Origin of the sequence: Stutzerimonas stutzeri (assembly GCF_024448695.1) — a bacterium.
In the GTDB taxonomy this organism is placed as follows: Bacteria; Pseudomonadota; Gammaproteobacteria; order Pseudomonadales; family Pseudomonadaceae; genus Stutzerimonas; species Stutzerimonas stutzeri_T.
Genome location: NZ_JAMOHY010000017.1, coordinates 24559 through 42704 on the forward strand (window position 1 = coordinate 24559; position 18146 = coordinate 42704).

Annotated in this window: 16 protein-coding genes and 1 riboswitch; of the genes, 6 read left to right on the forward strand and 10 right to left on the reverse strand. The window is 60.6% G+C overall.

All coding sequences use genetic code 11. The features are described from left to right. The first annotated feature begins 131 nt into the window (after positions 1-131). Positions 132-229: riboswitch (glycine riboswitch) on the forward strand. Between the two features lie 154 nt (positions 230-383). Next, on the forward strand, positions 384-1658 hold the full coding sequence (locus NAV32_RS12900; protein ID WP_256053207.1) for a D-amino acid dehydrogenase: 1275 nt from the start codon (positions 384-386) through the stop codon (positions 1656-1658). 93 nt (positions 1659-1751) lie between these two features. On the opposite strand, the gene NAV32_RS12905 is transcribed toward NAV32_RS12900, so the two are convergent. Next, positions 1752-2105, reverse strand: coding sequence for a YkgJ family cysteine cluster protein (locus NAV32_RS12905; protein ID WP_256053208.1), 354 nt, complete (start codon positions 2103-2105; stop codon positions 1752-1754). 63 nt (positions 2106-2168) lie between these two features. Next, positions 2169-2465 (reverse strand): GNAT family N-acetyltransferase, encoded by a 297-nt coding sequence (locus NAV32_RS12910; RefSeq protein ID WP_336604868.1) that lies wholly within the window; start codon positions 2463-2465, stop codon positions 2169-2171. A gap of 183 nt (positions 2466-2648) precedes the next feature. Here NAV32_RS12910 and NAV32_RS12915 point away from each other — a divergent pair, with 183 nt between their 5' ends. The 4 genes from NAV32_RS12915 (at position 2649) to NAV32_RS12930 (ending at position 8489) form a co-directional block, all read left to right on the forward strand. Then, entirely contained in the window at positions 2649-4736 is a 2088-nt protein-coding gene (locus NAV32_RS12915) for a 4Fe-4S binding protein (RefSeq protein ID WP_256053209.1), read from the forward strand. A 106-nt stretch (positions 4737-4842) separates the two neighbouring features. Next, on the forward strand, positions 4843-5748 hold the full coding sequence (locus NAV32_RS12920) for a chemotaxis protein CheV (protein ID WP_256053210.1): 906 nt from the start codon (positions 4843-4845) through the stop codon (positions 5746-5748). A gap of 64 nt (positions 5749-5812) precedes the next feature. After that, positions 5813-8176: a DNA polymerase II gene (locus NAV32_RS12925; RefSeq protein ID WP_256053211.1), complete on the forward strand. Its 2364-nt coding sequence runs from the start codon at positions 5813-5815 to the stop codon at positions 8174-8176. Positions 8177-8282: 106 nt separating this feature from the next. Next, a complete protein-coding gene (locus tag NAV32_RS12930) occupies positions 8283-8489 on the forward strand; it encodes a DUF3079 domain-containing protein (protein WP_256053212.1) in 207 nt (68 codons plus the stop codon). 18 nt (positions 8490-8507) lie between these two features. Here NAV32_RS12930 and NAV32_RS12935 read toward each other — a convergent pair whose 3' ends face one another. Next, positions 8508-9185, reverse strand: a complete 678-nt coding sequence (locus NAV32_RS12935; protein ID WP_256053213.1) for a TIGR04211 family SH3 domain-containing protein — start codon at positions 9183-9185, stop codon at positions 8508-8510. 257 nt (positions 9186-9442) lie between these two features. Next, entirely contained in the window at positions 9443-9751 is a 309-nt protein-coding gene (locus tag NAV32_RS12940; protein ID WP_256053214.1) for a hypothetical protein, read from the reverse strand. A gap of 384 nt (positions 9752-10135) precedes the next feature. On the opposite strand from NAV32_RS12940, the gene NAV32_RS12945 reads away from it, so the two are divergent. Then, positions 10136-11293 (forward strand): NAD(P)-dependent oxidoreductase, encoded by a 1158-nt coding sequence (locus tag NAV32_RS12945; protein WP_423836430.1) that lies wholly within the window; start codon positions 10136-10138, stop codon positions 11291-11293. Positions 11294-11326: 33 nt separating this feature from the next. Here the strand turns inward: NAV32_RS12945 and NAV32_RS12950 are convergent, their stop codons facing one another. The 6 genes from NAV32_RS12950 to NAV32_RS12975 form a co-directional block, all read right to left on the reverse strand. Further along, positions 11327-11548, reverse strand: a complete 222-nt coding sequence (locus NAV32_RS12950) for a hypothetical protein (RefSeq protein ID WP_256053216.1) — start codon at positions 11546-11548, stop codon at positions 11327-11329. Positions 11549-11609: 61 nt separating this feature from the next. Continuing rightward, positions 11610-12683: a hypothetical protein gene (locus NAV32_RS12955; protein WP_256053217.1), complete on the reverse strand. Its 1074-nt coding sequence runs from the start codon at positions 12681-12683 to the stop codon at positions 11610-11612. Positions 12684-12685: 2 nt separating this feature from the next. Further along, a complete protein-coding gene (locus NAV32_RS12960) occupies positions 12686-12934 on the reverse strand; it encodes an acyl carrier protein (protein ID WP_256053218.1) in 249 nt (82 codons plus the stop codon). Next, positions 12931-14853 (reverse strand): HAD-IIIC family phosphatase, encoded by a 1923-nt coding sequence (locus NAV32_RS12965; RefSeq protein ID WP_256053219.1) that lies wholly within the window; start codon positions 14851-14853, stop codon positions 12931-12933. Before NAV32_RS12965 ends, NAV32_RS12960 begins: the two co-directional genes overlap by 4 nt. 36 nt (positions 14854-14889) lie before the next feature. Next, entirely contained in the window at positions 14890-16428 is a 1539-nt protein-coding gene (locus NAV32_RS12970; RefSeq protein WP_256053220.1) for an MBOAT family O-acyltransferase, read from the reverse strand. A gap of 285 nt (positions 16429-16713) precedes the next feature. Continuing rightward, positions 16714-18054 (reverse strand): short-chain fatty acid transporter, encoded by a 1341-nt coding sequence (locus NAV32_RS12975; protein WP_256053221.1) that lies wholly within the window; start codon positions 18052-18054, stop codon positions 16714-16716. Between the last annotated feature and the right edge of the window lie 92 nt (positions 18055-18146).

The window sequence follows — 18146 nt, forward strand, 5'->3', positions numbered from 1 at the left end:
TCGGATCCCTACCTTCTGGACTATCTTTTGTCGCGAGCCTGCTGTAGAAACGCATGGACATGATTACAGCCAGCCCCACTACCTAAATCGGGGCCGGCTGCTTTTGTCGCGGTGCCTTGTGCAGCCGGCATGATGTGGTATCGGGAGAGACTGTAACGGCATGGCCGTCGACAGCGCCGAAGGAGCAACCGCCCCGGAAACTCTCAGGCAAAAGGACCGATACCGCTGTTGAACTCTGAAGAGCCGCCGGGCAATCGTCAGCCGGGCGCACCGAAGGAGCAAGCGAGTCCGCTCGTGAAAACTCTCAGGTCCAGGACAGAGGGGGCGCCTGATCCGCATAGTGCGGATGGGCTCCAATCCCTATGACGTCCTGGAGCGACACAATGAAAACAATCGCTGTCATCGGTGGTGGTATCACAGGTATCACCACGGCCTACGCGCTGGCCAAGCGCGGATTCGACGTCACTCTTTTCGAAAAGCACCGTTATGCCGCGATGGAAACGTCCTTCGCCAACGGTGGGCAGCTTTCTGCGTCGAACGCCGAGGTCTGGAACCACTGGTCGACCATCCTTAAGGGCATGAAGTGGATGCTCAAGAGCGATGCGCCATTGCTGGTTAATCCAAAGCCCAGCTGGCACAAGCTTTCCTGGTTTGCGGAATTCATCGCATCCATCCCGCAGTACCGCGCCAACACCACCGAAACCGCACGCCTGGCCATCGCCGCGCGTGAACATCTGTTTGCCTGGGCCGAGGAAGAAGGCATCGACTTCGACCTGAAGAAGGCAGGCATCCTGCATATCTATCGGGACCGGGCCGGCTTCGAGCATGCCGGTGAGGTCTCCAGATTGTTGGCCGCCGGTGGTTTGCCGCGCCGTAGCGTAACGCCGGACGAGATGCGCGCCATCGAGCCGACTTTGGCAGGGCAGTATTACGGCGGCTATTACACCGAGTGCGATTCCACCGGCGATATTCATCTGTTCACCAATGGCCTGGCAGCGGCGGCGATCCGCCTTGGCGTCGATTGCCGCTATGGTCAGGATGTGAAGCGTGTGGCCACCGATGACAGGCAGGCCAGTGTCACCCTTGGCACCGCAGATGGTGAAGAAACCCTGCACTTCGATGGCATGGTCGTCTGCGCCGGCACCGCCAGTCGGGCGCTCGCCGCGCAGTTGGGCGATCGGGTGAATATTTACCCGGTTAAGGGGTATTCGATCACGGTCAATCTCAATGACGAAGCCAGTCGCGCCGCTGCGCCGACGGTGAGCCTGCTGGATGACGAAACCAAGCTGGTGACCAGCCGTCTTGGCGATCATCGCCTGCGTGTAGCGGGGACTGCCGAGTTCAATGGCTACAACCACGACATCCGCGCCGATCGCATTCGCCCGCTGGTGGAGTGGGTGAACGAGTGTTTCCCCGGCGTCAGTACCCAGAGCGTCATTCCCTGGGCCGGATTGCGTCCGATGATGCCGAACATGATGCCGAAGGTCGGGCGCGGCAAGTCACCTTGCGTGTTCTACAACACCGGCCACGGCCATCTCGGCTGGACGCTGAGCGCCATCACTGCGGACATGATCGGCGATGTGGTGGGGCAGACCCTGGGTTTGCCTGAGCCTGTGGTTGTACCCATCGCGGCAGCCCGGCAGTCAACTGCTGCCTGATCTCCTGTCAGCTGGATCGCTTGACGTCCGCTACACGAAACCCCGCCTTGTCAGCGGGGTTTCGTGTTCGTGGGGCTTCGTTCGGTGATGAAATCAGACCAGTACCTGGCGAGTGCTGGCGATCAGTTGATGCACCTGTTTTTCCACCTGGGGCGGGGTGGCTGTTTCCGGACCGCGTCCGCGCGGGCAGGGCAAGCTGGTGGTGGTGCCGAACAGGCGGCAGATAAGTGGCCGCTCGGCATAGGCCTCGCAACCCTGCGGGCCGAGGTGCACGCAGTTCCAGTGCTCCAGCGCAGCCTCATGTTCGGCGTCGCTTTTATGCGGCAGCCGCGCCATTTCTTCGGATGAGGCCGTGACCGGCCCGCAACAGTCATGGCAGCCGGGTTCACAGGCGAAGCCGGGAATCTGCCGTCGCAGCTGATCGATCTTGCGGATGGTGCGGTTCATTGCGTGTTGCGTTCCAGGTGATATCAGGCGGATAGAGTACCCCCGATGTCTTCGCTATGCGCTTCAGGAGGGTTGTTCGAGGAGGTCGTTCCAGTCCGGATGCTTCTTCACATAGGCCCCGATGAACTCGCAAACCGGCACGATACGCTTGCCGCGCTGGCGGGCGTCGTCGAGTGATTTGCGGACCAGCATGCTACCCATGCCCTTGCCGCTGAGGCTGTCGTCGATTTCGGTGTGGGTAAATATCTGTCGGTCGCCTTCCTCGTGGTACTGCGCAAAGCCCAGGGGCTGGCCGTTTATTTCAAGAACGTAGCGCTGCTGCTCTTCGTCGTGTCGAACCTTTGCATCGTGATAGCTCATGGGTGTTGTCCTCGTGAATATTCGTCGGGGCGGTTTGCCTTTCGGGTAGACCCTTCCTTGAACTGAAGTACTGCCTTATCGACCGGCAAGTCGCATGGTGCCGGCACAGCCGCTGGATAGCATGGAGGAACAAGAACAAGTCTCGAGGCTCCGATGACACACAGCGCCAGCCTTTTATCATGCGTGCGCGCGCTTTTGCTGTTGTGCGCCCTGACCAGCCCGTCGCTCTACGCGCAGGAGATGGATGCCGGGATCATGCAGCTGTTCCCCAAGGCCACGCGCATCGAGCCGAAACAGGAAGATCCGCCCGTTCATAGCGTCTATCAGCTCGATGAACTGCTCGGTTATGCCTTCGAGTCCGCTGACTACTCGACGCTTCAGGGCTTTTCTGGCAAGCCGATACGCTTGCTGATCGGCATGGACCCTCAGGGCGTGCTGGTGGGTGTCAGGGTGCTGGAGCATCACGAGCCGGTATTTCTGCATGGGCTGGGAGAGCAGTCGCTGTTTGATTTCGTTGATCAGTACCGCCTCAAACCCATCGGCAAACCAATTATCGTCGGCGGTCGGCAGGGTGCCAGTGAAGGTGACTCGGTCACCCGAATCGACAATGTCAGCAAGGCCACCGTATCGGTTGTCATCCTCAACGAGACGGTGCTGCTGTCGGCCCTGACGGTCGCGCGCAAGCTTTTGGACGGCTTTGCCGGTGGTCCCCTGGCAACCCCGAAGATGGATATTTACGAACCGCTCGACTGGAACCAGCTGCTCGAACGCGGCCTCGTCCAGCACTGGACCTTGACCCATGATGAGGTGGAACAAAGCCTCGGGCACGAACTGGACGGGTATCCAGGCCTGAACATGGACGAACCTTTTTTTGCCGATCTGCATTTCGCCTATCTGAATGCGCCCGTGATCGGTCGCAACCTGCTGGGGGAGGCAGGCTTTCAACGGCTCAACGAGGAGTTGAAGCCGGGCGAGCAAGCGCTGCTGGTGATGTCTTCCGGCATGTACCCCCATGTTCCAGAGGACTTCGTGCCGGCAACAGCGCCCAACCGCATTGTGCTGATGCAGAACGAGCATGCCATCGAACTGCACGACATGAACTTCAATAACGGTGCGGTACTGGAGGTGCTCAACTCGCCCATCACCGATGTCGAAGCGCATGTCTTTCGTATCAAGTCCCATGCGGCATTCAATCCGGCGGAAGTGGCTGGATTACGCCTGATCGCGCAGTTGCGGCGTAATCATCTGGTGGAAACCAAGGTCGATTTCACCCGTAATTTCCAGCTCGATCCTGACTTGTTCGATATTCAGCAGGCTGCCGTAGAAGCCAAACCTGTGCCGATCTGGCTGCGTATGTGGCAAGAGCGCTGGTGGCAGATCGGTTTGCTGGGGCTGTCGCTGATGGTGTTGAGCGGGGTGTTCATCTGGCAGCATCGAATTAGCCAGCAGAGCCGCAACTTCCATCTGTTCCGCGCATGTTTTCTGCTGTTTACCCTAGTGTTTATCGGACTGTATGCCCAAGGCCAGTTGTCGGTGGTGAATATCTTCACTCTCTTGCTGGCGCTCGCAAAGGACTTCGATATCCGCGTGTTTCTGATGGACCCGGTGATCTTCATCCTCTGGAGCTTCACCTTTGTCTCGCTGTTCATCTGGGGGCGTGGTGTGTTTTGTGGCTGGCTTTGCCCCTTCGGCGCGCTGCAGGAAATGCTCGGCTGGGTGGCCAAGCGGCTACGCATTCGTCAGTGGAAGATTTCCGAATCTGTCCATCTGCGACTGCAGTGGCTCAAGTACCTGATTCTTATCGGTCTGGTGGCCGTGGCGTTCTATTCACTGACGCTGGCGGAGCGGCTGGCGGAGGTGGAGCCGTTCAAGACCAGCATCACACTGTTCTTTGTACGCTCCTGGCCGTTCGTGCTGTATGCGCTGGTTCTGCTCGGGCTTGGGTTGTTTGTGCACAAGTTCTACTGCCGCTATGTTTGCCCGCTCGGCGCCGGGCTGGCAGTGCTGGGCAGATTCCGGCTGTTCTCCTGGCTCAGGCGCATCGATGCCTGTGGTCAGCCCTGTCAGCATTGCCGGAATCACTGTGAGATCGGTGCGATCCGGCGTGATGGCCGCATCGACTACGACGAGTGCATCCAGTGCCTGGAATGCATCGTCATCCTCAATAACGAGGACCAGTGCGTGGCCAGTATCAGCGCACGCAAGAAAATGCAGAAAACCGGTAAGCCGGTCGACCTGATCGCTAGCGATGCTTCGGTGCGCGCCTCATGAACGGAAAAGTCTCGCTGGCGGGCTGAAGATTCCGCCAGGCCAGCCGATACTGTCCTGTATCGAGATGATCCCCGGTGACGAACCGGCTTTCTCCACAGGACTATGCATGGACACTCTATCGGCCACCGGCTCTCTGTCGCTTCTGCTGTTCACGCTTCGCAGCGGCAAGCAGATGGCGATCAATCTGTTGAAGGTCAGCGAGATCATTCCGACCCCCGCGCTGATCCGGCTTCCCGAATCCCACCCGCATGTGCAGGGCGTCGCCACGCTGCGAGGCCAGCCACTGTCGGTCATCGATCTGAGCCTGGCCATTGGTATGCCGCCTCTGCAGGACGTCCAGGGCGGTTGCCTGATCGTCACCGAAATCAGTCGCTGCAAGCAGGGCCTGCATGTGCAGTCGGTAGTCAGGATCGTGCATATCCCGACGTCAAAGATTCTGCCGCCGCCTTATGGCACGCGCGCCAATTCCTTCATCACCGGCGCTGCAGATATCGATGGTCAGCTGGTACAGATTCTCGATGTGGAAAAAGTACTTCTGAATATCATGCCGGCCCCGGTCGACGCGGATATTTCCCAGCTTGATGATCAGGATGCCCAGCTGCTCGGGGAAACCCGTGCGCTGATCGTCGATGACAGCCAGGTGGCTCTGCACATGACGCTGGCGGCGCTCGGCAAGATGGGCATCACCTGCCATGCCGTGCGCAGTGCCCGGGAAGGCTTTGCGACGCTCGACCGCCTGGAAGGCACTCCCGAGGCAATCAACGTGGTGGTTTCGGATATCGAAATGCCCGAAATGGACGGCTACACCTTTACCCAGGCCCTGCGCAGCCACCCGGACTACGCTGCCCTCTACGTGCTGCTGCACACCTCGCTGGACAGCACCATCAGCGCCAACAAGGCCAAGGTCGCCGGGGCCAACGCCATTCTCACCAAATTCTCGCCGCCGGAAATCACCAAATGCATGCTGCGTGCGGCGCGGGTCATTCATCTGGGCGAGGATGCGCCGGCCTGAGCGAAACCCATTGCACAATGCCGCGTAGAATAGGCCGCTTCGGCAAGCTTTGAGGTGGACAGCGGTGGATCTACAGCAGGGTTTCGTCCTGACCCGGCATTGGCGCGACACGGCTGCAGGCACCGAAGTGGAGTTCTGGTTGGTGACCGATGCAGGGCCTCGCCGGATTCGCGTGCCCTCTCAGCCGTCGGTCGCTTTCATCCCCGCTGAACAATGCGAGCAGGCGCGGGTACTGCTCAAGGGCGAACGTGACGTCGAGCTGCGTCCGCTTGACCTGAGGGACTTCCACCAACGCGCGGTGGTTGGCCTGTATTGCCGGCAACACCGGCAACTGATGAACCTTGAAAAGCGCTTGCGCCAGGCCGGACTGGACGTCTATGAAGCCGATATACGCCCGCCGGAACGCTATCTGATGGAGCGCTTCATCACCGCGCCGGTCAGCTTCAGCGGCACGCCGGATGCCGAGGGCGTGCTGCTGAATGCGCAGGTCAGGCCTGCGCCGCAGTACCGTCCGCAGTTGAAACTGGTCTCCCTGGACATTGAAACCACCGCCACCGGCGAGTTGTATTCCATCGCACTGGAAGGCTGTGGGCAGCGTCAGGTCTATATGTTGGGCCCGGCCAACGGCGACGACGCTGGGGTGGATTTTCAGCTGGAGTATTGCGACAGCCGCAAGCAGCTGATCGAGCGGCTGAACGACTGGCTGGCGCAGCATGATCCCGATGCCATCATTGGCTGGAATCTGGTGCAATTCGACCTGCGCGTGCTGCGCGAACAGGCGCAACGTCATCAGGTGCCGCTGCGCCTTGGTCGTGCTGGCGAAGAGATGACCTGGCGTGAGCACGGCAGCCGACGCAACCACTTTTTCGCCGCGGCGGCGGGAAGGCTGATCATTGACGGTATCGAGGCGCTGCGTTCGGCGACCTGGAGTTTTCCCTCGTTCAGCCTGGAGAATGTCGCCCAGACGCTGCTCGGCGAAGGCAAGGCCATCGATACGCCGTATCAGCGGATGGACGAAATCAACCGCATGTTCGCCGAGGACAAGCCGGCACTGGCGCGTTACAACCTCAAGGACTGCGAGTTGGTCACGCGCATCTTTGCCAAGACCGAACTGCTGACCTTCCTGCTGGAGCGCGCCACCGTCACCGGCCTGCCAGCCGACCGCAGCGGTGGCTCGGTGGCGGCGTTCGAGCATCTGTACATTCCGCTGATGCACCGAAAGGGCTTTGTCGCGCCGAATCTCGGCGAGCGACCACCACAGGCCAGTCCTGGTGGTTTCGTGATGAATTCCCGGCCCGGCCTCTACGAGTCGGTGCTGGTGCTGGACTACAAAAGCCTCTACCCCTCGATCATTCGCACCTTTCTCATCGACCCGGTGGGACTTGTCGAGGGCATGCGCAATCCGGCGGACAGCGACTCGGTGGCCGGCTTTCTCGGAGCGCGCTTTTCCCGTACGCGGCATTGTTTGCCGGCCATCGTCGAGCGGGTCTGGCAGGGTCGCGAGACGGCCAAGCGCGACGGCAACATGCCGCTTTCGCAGGCGCTGAAAATCATCATGAATGCCTTTTACGGCGTGCTTGGGTCCAGCGGCTGCCGTTTCTTCGACCCGCGCCTGGCATCGTCCATCACCCTGCGCGGGCACGAGATCATGCGCAGGACACGCGAGCTGATCGAGGCCCAGGGCTACCGCGTGATCTACGGCGATACCGATTCCACCTTCGTCTGGCTCAAATGCGCGCGCAGTGATGAGGATGCCACGCAGATCGGCCAGGCCTTGGTGCGCCATATCAACCAGTGGTGGCAGGAATACCTGCAGCAGGAATTCGGCTTGAACAGCGCGCTGGAAATCCAGTTCGAAACCCATTTCAAGCGCTTTCTGATGCCCACCATTCGTGGCGCGGAAGAGGGCAGCAAGAAGCGCTATGCCGGGCTGGTCACGCATGCCGATGGCAGCGAGGGCCTGGTGTTCAAGGGGCTGGAAACCGTTCGCTCTGACTGGTCGCCGCTGGCGCAGCAGTTCCAGCAGGAGCTGTACCGACGCATCTTCAAGCGTGAGCCCTATCAGGATTATGTGCGCGACTACGTGCGCAGTACCCTGGCCGGCGAACTGGACGAGCTGCTGGTGTTTCGCAAACGACTAAGGCGCCGGCTGGATGACTATCAGCGCAACGTGCCGCCGCATGTGCGCGCCGCACGGATTGCCGACGAGTACAACCTGCAGCAGAGGCGGCAGCGCCAATACCAGAACGGTGGCTGGATCAGCTATCTGATAACGCTGGCCGGGCCTGAGCCGCTGGAGGTGCGACGCACGGCCATTGACTATGACCATTACGTGACGCGCCAGTTGCAGCCCATAGCGGATGCCATCCTGCCGTTCGTGAACGACAGTTTCAGCGCCCTGATCGATGAGCAGCTTGGCCTGTTCTGACGAGTGGAGGCGGGTGCCGGAAGTGTCATTCTTGAGCGTGATCAAGTTCAGCTCTTGGCTCACTCGATAACCTGACGGCGTCTATCTGTCGCAGGCCGAGGTTGACGTGGCCAAGAAGTTTCCCCTGAATCCCCCACATCCCGAGCGTATCTGCTGGGGCTGCGACCGCTATTGTCCGGCCGATTCGCTTGCCTGCGGCAACGGCGCCGACCGTACCCAGCATCCGGCGGAAATGATCGGTGAAGACTGGTATCTGCACGGTGACTGGGGCGACCTGATCGCCACTGACAACCCGGACAGAAAGCTCGGCTGAACCTGGTTCGGTATCTATTCAGAACCAGCGGTCGTTACGCTTGCGTCCCCGGGTCATCGCCGGAAGGATCAGCCCGGCCAGCAAGCCCGCTCCGGCGATACTGCCGCCGTAGACCATATAGCGCATCAGCACCTGATTGTTCTCATCTCCCAGCCGCGCCTGAGCGTCGCGCAGCTCCGATTGGGCGGCGGTGAGCGCTTCGTCGAGCGCTGTGCGTCGCGCCTCCAGCTCATCGATCAAGGCTTTGCGTGAATCCAGGGTTTCCTGCATGCCCTGCACGCGGATTTTCCAGCTGTCATCAATGGTTCGCAGCTGTTCGCTGAGCTCGGCAACCTGCTGCTCCAGCTGCGGCAAGCGCTCGGCCTGGCCGGGAACCTGCTGCAGGTCACTGCTGCGAATCCAGACGCGGTCGCCGTTTTCGCCACGCACCTGGCTGTAGTCGCCACTGGTTTCGAGCAGTTCGACTTTCTGCCCGGAGGTCAGGCTACCGACGATGCGGTAGCCGTCTGTTGGGCCGCTGCGTACATAGGTGGTCAGGCTGTCACTGACCCAGCGCTCATTGCTTGCCTGCTGCGCATGGGCCGGTGCAATGACGGCCAGCAGAGTACCCAGTACACCGGCGCGAAAGGCGCTGCATCGAGCGGTCGACCTGAAGAAACGGGAAGGAAGTGCAAGCAGATGACGAGATAAGGGCATGACGGTCTTCGCGTTGAAAAAAAGATGGAGGCTTCAGTGAGCGGGCCTGCGCGAAAGCGGACCCGTAGCCGGCGAGTTTCTCTGCAGCGTGCCGCAGAGCGAAGGAGCAGGGATGTGCCGGCAGGAGGATGCTTTCTCCCAGGATCGGGCCTGCGACCTCTGTAATGCTGCAGACAGGACTGACAGCAGGCAGCTCCCGGGGTTCATTAAGTTTTCATCATTCTTATGCGGCACCAACGGACTCAGTTGCCGTTGGGTTACAGCATCTCGACCGGGTGAGCCCTGATCAGCACCTGCTCCTGGCGGAAGCGGGTTTCCAGCGACGTGCCGTAATGCCTCCACCAGGCGCGGTCGAGTTCGGGCGCCATCACTTCATAAATGATCAGGTCGTCGCGCACGGCGTGATTGCCTTCTTCACACCAGAGCCCGTCGACCGGGGCGCGTGTATGAGCGGTCAGGCCGCCAAACTCTTGCATAAGCTCGTCGCGCACCTCGCCAAACAGGGTCTTCGGCAAGGCATTTCCATCGTTGTCATAAAGCGGAAGCAACAGCTGGATCAGGTGCATAACTCAGTGTCCGGTGGGCTTTATCCATACGACCGCCGGGAGACGTACACAGCACTGCAATGAGGATCAACGGCAGGCCGCCTGGGCTGTTTCAGGATTTTGTTACAAGCGCTTGAACCCCTGGCCGCTTCCCCGGTCGGAGCAGAGCGCTATGCCTATAGCCGCCTGTCATCTCGGTCAGAGAGCGAGTCATGGAACAGGTATAAACGTACTTCATCCTGCTGCGACCAAAACAATCGCACCCAGGCTTGAATGGATGGATGGATGGATGGCTTGTTTCACAACTTTTTCAAGGTGTAACGGTCCCATCTAAGGTCGATAAAAAAGGGATTTTCAAAAATGGCCGCCACGACGCTTAAAAGAGTGGGAGTTTCCGGCACAGGCATGATTTCGCGTTGCTTCATTCGTCTGATCATGAAGCACTATCCGGACCTGCAAATAAGCCGTGTCCTTACCCGCCGGGGAATCGACGCAATCGATGATTTTCCGCTCAGGGAGGCGCTGACCAACTCCATAGATGACCTTGTCGAGCACTCGGACCTTATTGTTGAGTGTAGCGGTGACGTGTTTTTAGGTACGCAGGTCATCGAGCGTGCCTTTGAAACCGGCTTGCCGGTTGTTACCGTGAACGCCGAATTGCAGGTCACCACGGGTTCCTGGCTGGCCGGCAGGGGACTGCTCACCGAAGCTGAAGGCGACCAGCCCGGTTCGCTTGCCGCGCTGCATGAAGATGCCGTGCAGATGGGGTTCAAGCCCCTTGTATACGGCAATATGAAGGGCTATCTCGAGCATAATCCCACCCGCGAAAACATGCTCTACTGGTCGAAACGACAGGGCATCAGTATCGATCAGACCACCTCGTTCACGGATGGCACCAAGGTGCAGATCGAGCAGGCGGTAGTTGGCAACGGTTTTGGCGCGGGCATTTCCCGACCTGGATTGGAGGGGTTGCCCTCGACCGATCTCAATCGCAGCGCCAACGTGCTTGGCTTGATCGCGGAAAATATCGGCCAGCCGATTGTGGATTACGTCATACCCAGCGGGTATCCGGCGGGAGGCGTCTTTCTGGTCTGCCGTCACGATGAAGTTCAGGCCCCGGCCATCGAGTATTTCAAGCTGGGTGCTGGTCCGTACTACGTACTGTCGCGGCCCTTTCATCTCTGCTCGCTGGAAGTCGGCAAGACGGTACGCCGGGTGCTGGGCGGTGGCGGCGTGCTGTTGAACAACTCGACGGAACCGACCCTGGGTGTTGCAGCCATCGCCAAGCGCGAGATGAAACCCGGCGAGACCATCGTGCGGGGCATTGGTGGTTTTGATGTGCGTGGTGAAGCGATACGGCTTGCGGAGGAACCCGACCACGTGCCCATCGGTTTGTTGCGCAATACCGTGCTCAAGCGTGCGCTAGAGCCCGGTCAGATGATTACCTTCGATGATATTGAGGTTCAGCCGAGTCGCGTGCTGGACATCATTCTCAACCAGCGTCAGCGCGCGAGCAGTGCAGATGCGCTGGCCGTCAAGACCTACAACCGGGCGGCGCTGTAATGCGCACGCCCGTGGGACTGGATGAGCGCAGGCTCAGTTAACGCTGGCCGCCAGTCCTTGCCTGCAGGTGCCCAGGTCGCTCCCGGCACTTACAGCATTCCAGACATCCCGCACGATCCGAACCACTGCGCCGCCGAAGCAGTTCGCCTCCGACAACGCCTCCTGCTCATTCTCGAATATCGCCAGAACACTGCCGTAGGGATAGACCACACCCCATTGCTCGGCACCCTTGGCTGCAATCGCTGTAGTGTCCATCTGATATCTTCCCTGGCTGTTGCTAAATATGACGGAATGCAGTCATTTAAATAGCACGGCGTCAAAACGCCGGCAATTGCCGTTCGGCGGAACGGCTAACTAGCGTTGGAGCCGCTCGGTTGTTGGGAACGTCGCGCAGCTGCTCGGCCAGCGCAAGGGTGAATTCCTGCGCGGCTGACCAGCGCAAATGCACGGCGTCGACAAAGGAATTGACCGGCGTGTTCCAGTCCTTGTCGGCGTTCCAGTAGGTGCCCCCGGCTGCGTCCAGCGCATCGGCGATGCGCCTGTCGAAATCGGCAAGGAAGGTGCCCTCTGGATCGTATTTCTCTTTCCACTCCGGGTTCAGCGGGGTGGATACAACCAACAGCCTACGGCCTTCTTGCTGAAGGCGTGCGCTCATTTCGCGCAATGCGTCGAAGCAGTTTCGGTCCAGTGCATCCGGACGGCCATACAGCAGTTGACGGGTGTTGCTGGTCTGCAGCGGGCCGTCGCCGAAGCGGGTGAACACCAGGGGGGCCCATTCAATCCGACCGGCACGCTGGGCCTTGATGCTCAGTGCGTTGCGGACGAGCGATTGCGGCGAGAAATAGCGCATGTAGTAGCCCCAGCGCGGCGCGTTGTCATAAACGTAGGGAGCGACATGCTCGCGGTTGAATACGGCGGTTGGCACTTTCCAGCAGCCGGCGAAGTCTTGTGGGTCGGCAATCATCACGACGCTGCGGATGCTCGATTCACGGTCGAGCAACCAGTGGCCGACGTAGGTCGATTGATTGGCGAACAGCCCGCAGAAGGCGCCGTTCAACGGGCGGATATCGGGCATCGCCTGGACCAAAGCATTGCCGTCGACGTGCCGCCAGGCCACCGATGAGCCGATGATCAGCAGGTTGGGCGAGCGAATCGGGTTGTTCCGCAGGAAGTTGAGTTTCTCGTCCGCGCAAAGGTTGTTGGAGAACGCCGGGGGCGGCAGGTTGCCGGTCCGCTCCAGACCAAACAGCGTCAGGCAGAACAGCGCCAGCGCACCGAGCAGGCCGGCCAGCACTGCCAGTAGATAACGCGCACGCACCTGATCCGGTGCGCGGGCTGCCGCTTGCTCACGAGTGCTGTCGGCTATGGATGCTTCGGCGGTGTGACGCATGATTACCTTCCTGCGAGTCTGGCGCTGATGACCTGGGCGAAGTGACCGACGTTGCGCAGCGACTCCAGCTCCGCCGTGCGGAATTTGATGCCAAAGCGCTGTTCTGCAGCGACCGTGAGCATGACGTGGGTCTGGCTGTCCCAGCCCTCGATATCGTTGGCGGTCATTTCTGGCGAGAGGACAATGCTGTCGTCGTCGAACACGTCGTGAAAGACCGGTGTGAGTGCCTGGATGACTTCTGCTTCGGTCATGCCTGTACCTCGATAAAGTGGCGGGTTGGGCGGCTGGAACCGAGGTCGTAGCGCCAGAATGTTGCCTCGCTGGCGGCCTCGGTGGGAGCCGAATGCGGGACGAATCCCAGCTGGGGGTAATGCTCGGCGACCATGCCGTTGCGTCCGCTGGGTCGGTATTCGCCGATCAGGGTGCGATAGCCCGCTGCCCTGGCGGCATGGACAAGCACATCGAGAACGGCTTCCTCAACCTGTCGGCCCAGCACGCGACAGCTCATCAGCCAGCTGTCGATCAGCAGCTCGTCGTCTGCGAAGGCGGTGTCCGGCCGGGCCAGGACGACGCTGATCAGCCCGTTGTCGCCGTATTTGTCCGCCAGGCGGATGGCCAGCGCCACAGCGCGCGGGCCTTTTCTGGCGATACGCTCGACTTCCGCCTCGCTGTAGCGGCGCGTGGTGAGGTTGAACTGGTTGGTCTTGTTGATCAGCTGCGTGCTGCGGGCAAGTTCGGCATCACCAATCCTGGTGGCGTACAGCACCATCTGCAGGTCACGCAGGTAGCCTTGCATGTCGGTGGCCTGGGTCATGGCGACCTTGCGCTCGGCATTCAACGCATAGTTGCGCCCACGCGTGGCGTCGTCCGAGGTAAAGGAGACGGCTTCGAAATAACCGGCTGCGGCGATACGCGCCGGGTAGTCCGCGACGTCTTCGGGCAACTCCGGCACCGCGACCTGCGGCAGTTCGCGGCGCACAATATCGCGCTCGGCCGGGTTGTCGTCGACGAAGACCAAGCTGTCCAGGCCGATATTCAGCATCGAGGCGATGCGGCGCAGGTTGTTGGCCTTGTCTTCCCAGTTGGCGACGAAGGCGGCGATGTCGCTGCGCTTGAGTACCATTTCAGGATGTTTGAATGCTGCCTCGGCGATGTTCTGATCGTTCTTGCTGCACACCGCGAGGATGATTCCGCGACGTGCCAGCAGCGCTGTGTAGTGCTGGAAGGCCAGGAAAGCTTCGCCGCTGGGCGAACCCTGCCCCAGATGGAGGCCGTCGATGCCATCATCACCAACCACGCCACCCCACAGGGTGTTGTCCAGATCCAGCGCCAGGCATTTGCGCGACAGGCCGACGCTGGCGGCGGCGATGCGCGCCAGCTGGTCGCCGTACAGCGGCGCCAGGTTCGGGCTGACCAGTTGCTTGGCCTGGTGCCAGCGCAGCGGCTCGGCCAGGCCATCGCCATAGCTGCCGCGTGCCGCTTCCCAGGCAAGATCCAGCAGCAACACGCCGTCTTCCCGTGCGGCGCGACGGATAGCTGTGTTGAGTCGGTCGATCAAAGCCCAGGGCGAAGCCGGGACCAGGGCTTCGAACGAGCCGAAGATTGGCGGGTCGGCCGGCACGATGGTCTGCTGCAGCACCTGCGCGGCATAGCGCTCACGTGCGCAGCGCCAGAGCAGGCGCAATTCATCGACGCGCGTGGTCACCGCAGCAGCCACGCTTTCAGGCGAGGCCTCCAGCGGCAGTTGCAAAGGGGCGTCGCGGGCATCCAGTGCCAGTACGATCAGTTGTGGAGCAAAGCTCGCCAGCTCCGCATCGTCCATCAGCAGCGCCTGGCGGTACATGCCGTAAGGGGCAACATGCACCTTGAGCGCCAACCCCCGCTGCAGGCCGGCGACGCGGATTGCCGGAACCAGATGATCCACGGTATGCGAGGCGAGCAGGGCGATACGCAATGGCTGCAAGCCCGCAACGGATGCTTCGCCATTGGTTGCCGCCTGCAAGCCTTCGCTCGCCAGCCGGTCGAGGCGGGTCGTCAGGGTGAAGTCCCGCCGGTAGTTTGCGAGCCGTGTGGTTGCTTCGAGCCGGGCGAGTGGGTCTGGCTCACGTTTGACCTCGCCGATGGCGGCGCTCAGGTCTGGGTGTTCGGCTAGCCAGAGAAGCTGATCCATTAGCCATTCACTCCTTCAGGATTGGAACCAGGGTGCTCAGAACTGGAAGTAGAGAAACTCGGTAGGCGCGACGGAGAACGCCACAGCAAGGGCGAAGAAGCCCAGCACGCCGATGGCCACGCCAATGACCGGTGTCGGGCTCCATGAGGTAAAGGGAAACCAGCGCAGCAGCCAGCTTTCGCGTGGCTGTGCATCCAGGGCGGTGTGAAAGCGCGCCATCCATTGCTGCACGTTAGGCATCAGCCAGACGAAGGCGAGCAGCAGTGCGAGGGTGAGGTAGTCCGACTTGTCGAATTTGGTGCTCAGTTCGCTCAAGCCAACCATGCCAGAGAGTATCGCCAGTGCCGCCGGGACGCTTTCGGCGCGGAAGAACACCATCGCCACGACCACGCAGAGGAAGGTCAGCAGTACGGCGGAGCAGTGATACAGAGGCTTGTCGCTGTCGAGCGGCATTCCCCGGCGCGCCTTCCAGGCCCGATAGCCATGAGCAATCACCAGATAGAAACCATGCAGCAGGCCAAACACCACGAACTGCCAGCCTGCGCCGTGCCAGATGCCGGAGATGAACATGGTCAGCACGGTGGGGTAGGCCACCAGTACGACAAAGGTGCTCAGGCTCATCTTGCCGCGACGAGGCAACGGTTTGCCCGCCGCCATGCGTGAGCGGGTGATGCGCATGACGATGGGGTTGTAGATGTAGGCTGTGAGAAAGCGCGTCAGCGTCATGTGCCAGCGCGACCAGTAGTCGATGAGGTTGTGCGCCTTGAACGGACTGTTGAAGTTCACCGGCAGGCGCAGCCCGAACAGCAGCCCCAGACCGATGGCCATGTCGCTGTAACCGGAGAAATCGAAATAGATCTGCAGCGTGTAGGTGAGCGCACCAAACCAGGCGTCGTAGAGCGCCGGTGCAGTGCCATCGGCGGCGACCGCAAAGATCGGCGAGGCCCGGGCGCCGAGCGGGTCGGCGATGATCACCTTCTTGAAGAGGCCAAGCAGGAATATCGTCAGGCCCAGGGAAATAGTGTCCAGCCGCGGGCGAAAGGAGCCGTGATCCTTGAACTGCCTGAGCATCTCGCTGTGATGGGTGATCGGGCCGGCAATCAGTTGCGGGAAAAAGCTGATGAACAGGCAGTAATTGACGAAGTCGTGCTCGCTCACTTCGCCGTCATGGGCGTCTACCAGATAGGCGATCTGCTGGAAGGTGAAGAAGGAGATTGCCAGCGGCAGGATGATGTCGCCGACCGACCAGCCCAGGGCAAAGGCCTCGTCGAGTGTGCCGAACAGAAAGCCGGTGTATTTGTAGTAGCCGAGTAACGCCACGTTGGCGGTGACACCCAGCACCAGAACCATACGTGACGGTTGGCGTCTCAGGTAGCCGCCAATCAGGTAGTTGAACACCATGCTGCCGATCAGCAGCGGCACATAGATGGGGTTCCACCAACCATAGAAGACCAGTGACGCCAGTGTCAGCCAGATGGCTGCAAAACGGTGTTTGCCACTGCCCGCAAGTAAAATGAAACCCAGCAGAACCACCGGCAGAAACCCGGCGATGAACACCATGGAGTTGAAGAGCATCGTTATTTCCCTTTCGAGTCTTCAATGCCGTCCCAGTCGAGACGGCGGCTGCGTGCAAGCATTCGAGCTGAATGCTCACCCCTCCCATCGAACGCAACAAAATGTTGCGTTGCAGCAGGCCTTGTTCCTTGTCGCTACTACGGAATCAGATTCCTGTCCGTTAACTGCGACACTATCTGTAAAAAAAAATTTGCACCGTTCGTCGTCTGGCTGGGGAACCAATTGGGGGGTTGTAAAAACGAAACCCCGCATAAGCGGGGTTTCATGGGTATTACGGTTTTCTTGTCAGCCGAGGAAGTACAGACAACCGGAAATCACCAGCCCCGAGTACACCAGGGTAATCAGGCAGTAGCCCATGATGTCGCGTGCGCCCAGGCCAACGATGCCGAGAATGGGCAGCGCCCAGAACGGCTGGATCATGTTGGTCCATGCATCGCCCCAGGCAATGGCCATGGCGGTGACGGCTGGAGCAACGCCGAGCGCTTCACCGGCCGGCAGCATGATCGGGCCCTGAACCGCCCATTGACCGCCGCCAGAGGGCACGAAGACGTTGACCAGCCCAGCGCTGAGGAACGCCAGCACGGGGAACGTATCGACCGACGACCAGGCAACGAAGGTGTCGGTGACCTGTTTGCCCAGCGACAGGCCGTCAGCGTTGGCACCCACCATCATGCCCATGATGCCGGCGTAGAAGGGGAACTGAATGACGATGCCGCTGATCCCTCCGATGCCGTCCTGCACCGCACGCATGTAGCGTTCCGGTGAGCCGTGCAGCGCCAAACCGATGAACAGGAACAGGCCGATGACAATGTTAAGCGTCAGGGCAAAGCCGTTCTCGATGAAGTAATAGCCGAAATAAATCGCAGCCAGCGCGATGACGATCAGGTTGAGAATGCGGCTGTCATCCATGCGCTGAGCAAGCGTCTCGCGAGGCAATGGCTGGTGTTCGGGGTCCCGTAGGAGCGCGGGGTCAGCCACCTTGGGGGTTTTCGGATGCATGGCCCAGTTGAGAATCGGCAGGCCGATGACCAGCAGCGCGATGATGGTCAGGTTCAGCGTGGTGAACAGCGTGTCACCGACCCCAATGGCGCTGGTGACGACGCCACCGGTCATTCGCTCCAGGTCTGCACCGCCACTTGCCAGAGACAGCGGGATCGAACCGGACAGTCCACCGTGCCAGATCAGGAAGCCCGAATAGGCTGCAGCGACCAGCAGGGGATAGTCGACACCCTTCACCTCGCGCGCCAGGGCGCGGGCAAAAACCGCACCGATGACCAGGCCAAAACCCCAGTTGATCCAGGAGCCGGCCAGTGCGACCAGGGTTACCAGAACCACGGCGCGTCCCGGTGTACGAGCGATGCGCGCCAGGCCTCCCAGCAGGCGGTGAATGGCGGGTGCGCTGGCCAGTGCATGGCCGGTAACCAGAATCAGCGCCATCTGCATGGCGAAGGTCAGCAGCGACCAGAGGCCGGAGCCCCAGTGCTTCGCCATGGCCGGCAGGCCCTGCCCGGTAACGAGCATGCTGGCGGTGAGCACGATGAGGCTGAGGATAATGGCGAAAACGAAAGGTGAAGGCAGGTAACGCTGAATGAGCCTTACGCTCAAGGCGGTAATCGAGCTGAGCATGTTTGTGATCCTGTGTTGTTTTTTTTATTGGCGGCGCACCTGCATGCTGTGCGCCGCGACCTCGTTGGTAATACCGGTGCCCTTCAGGGCTT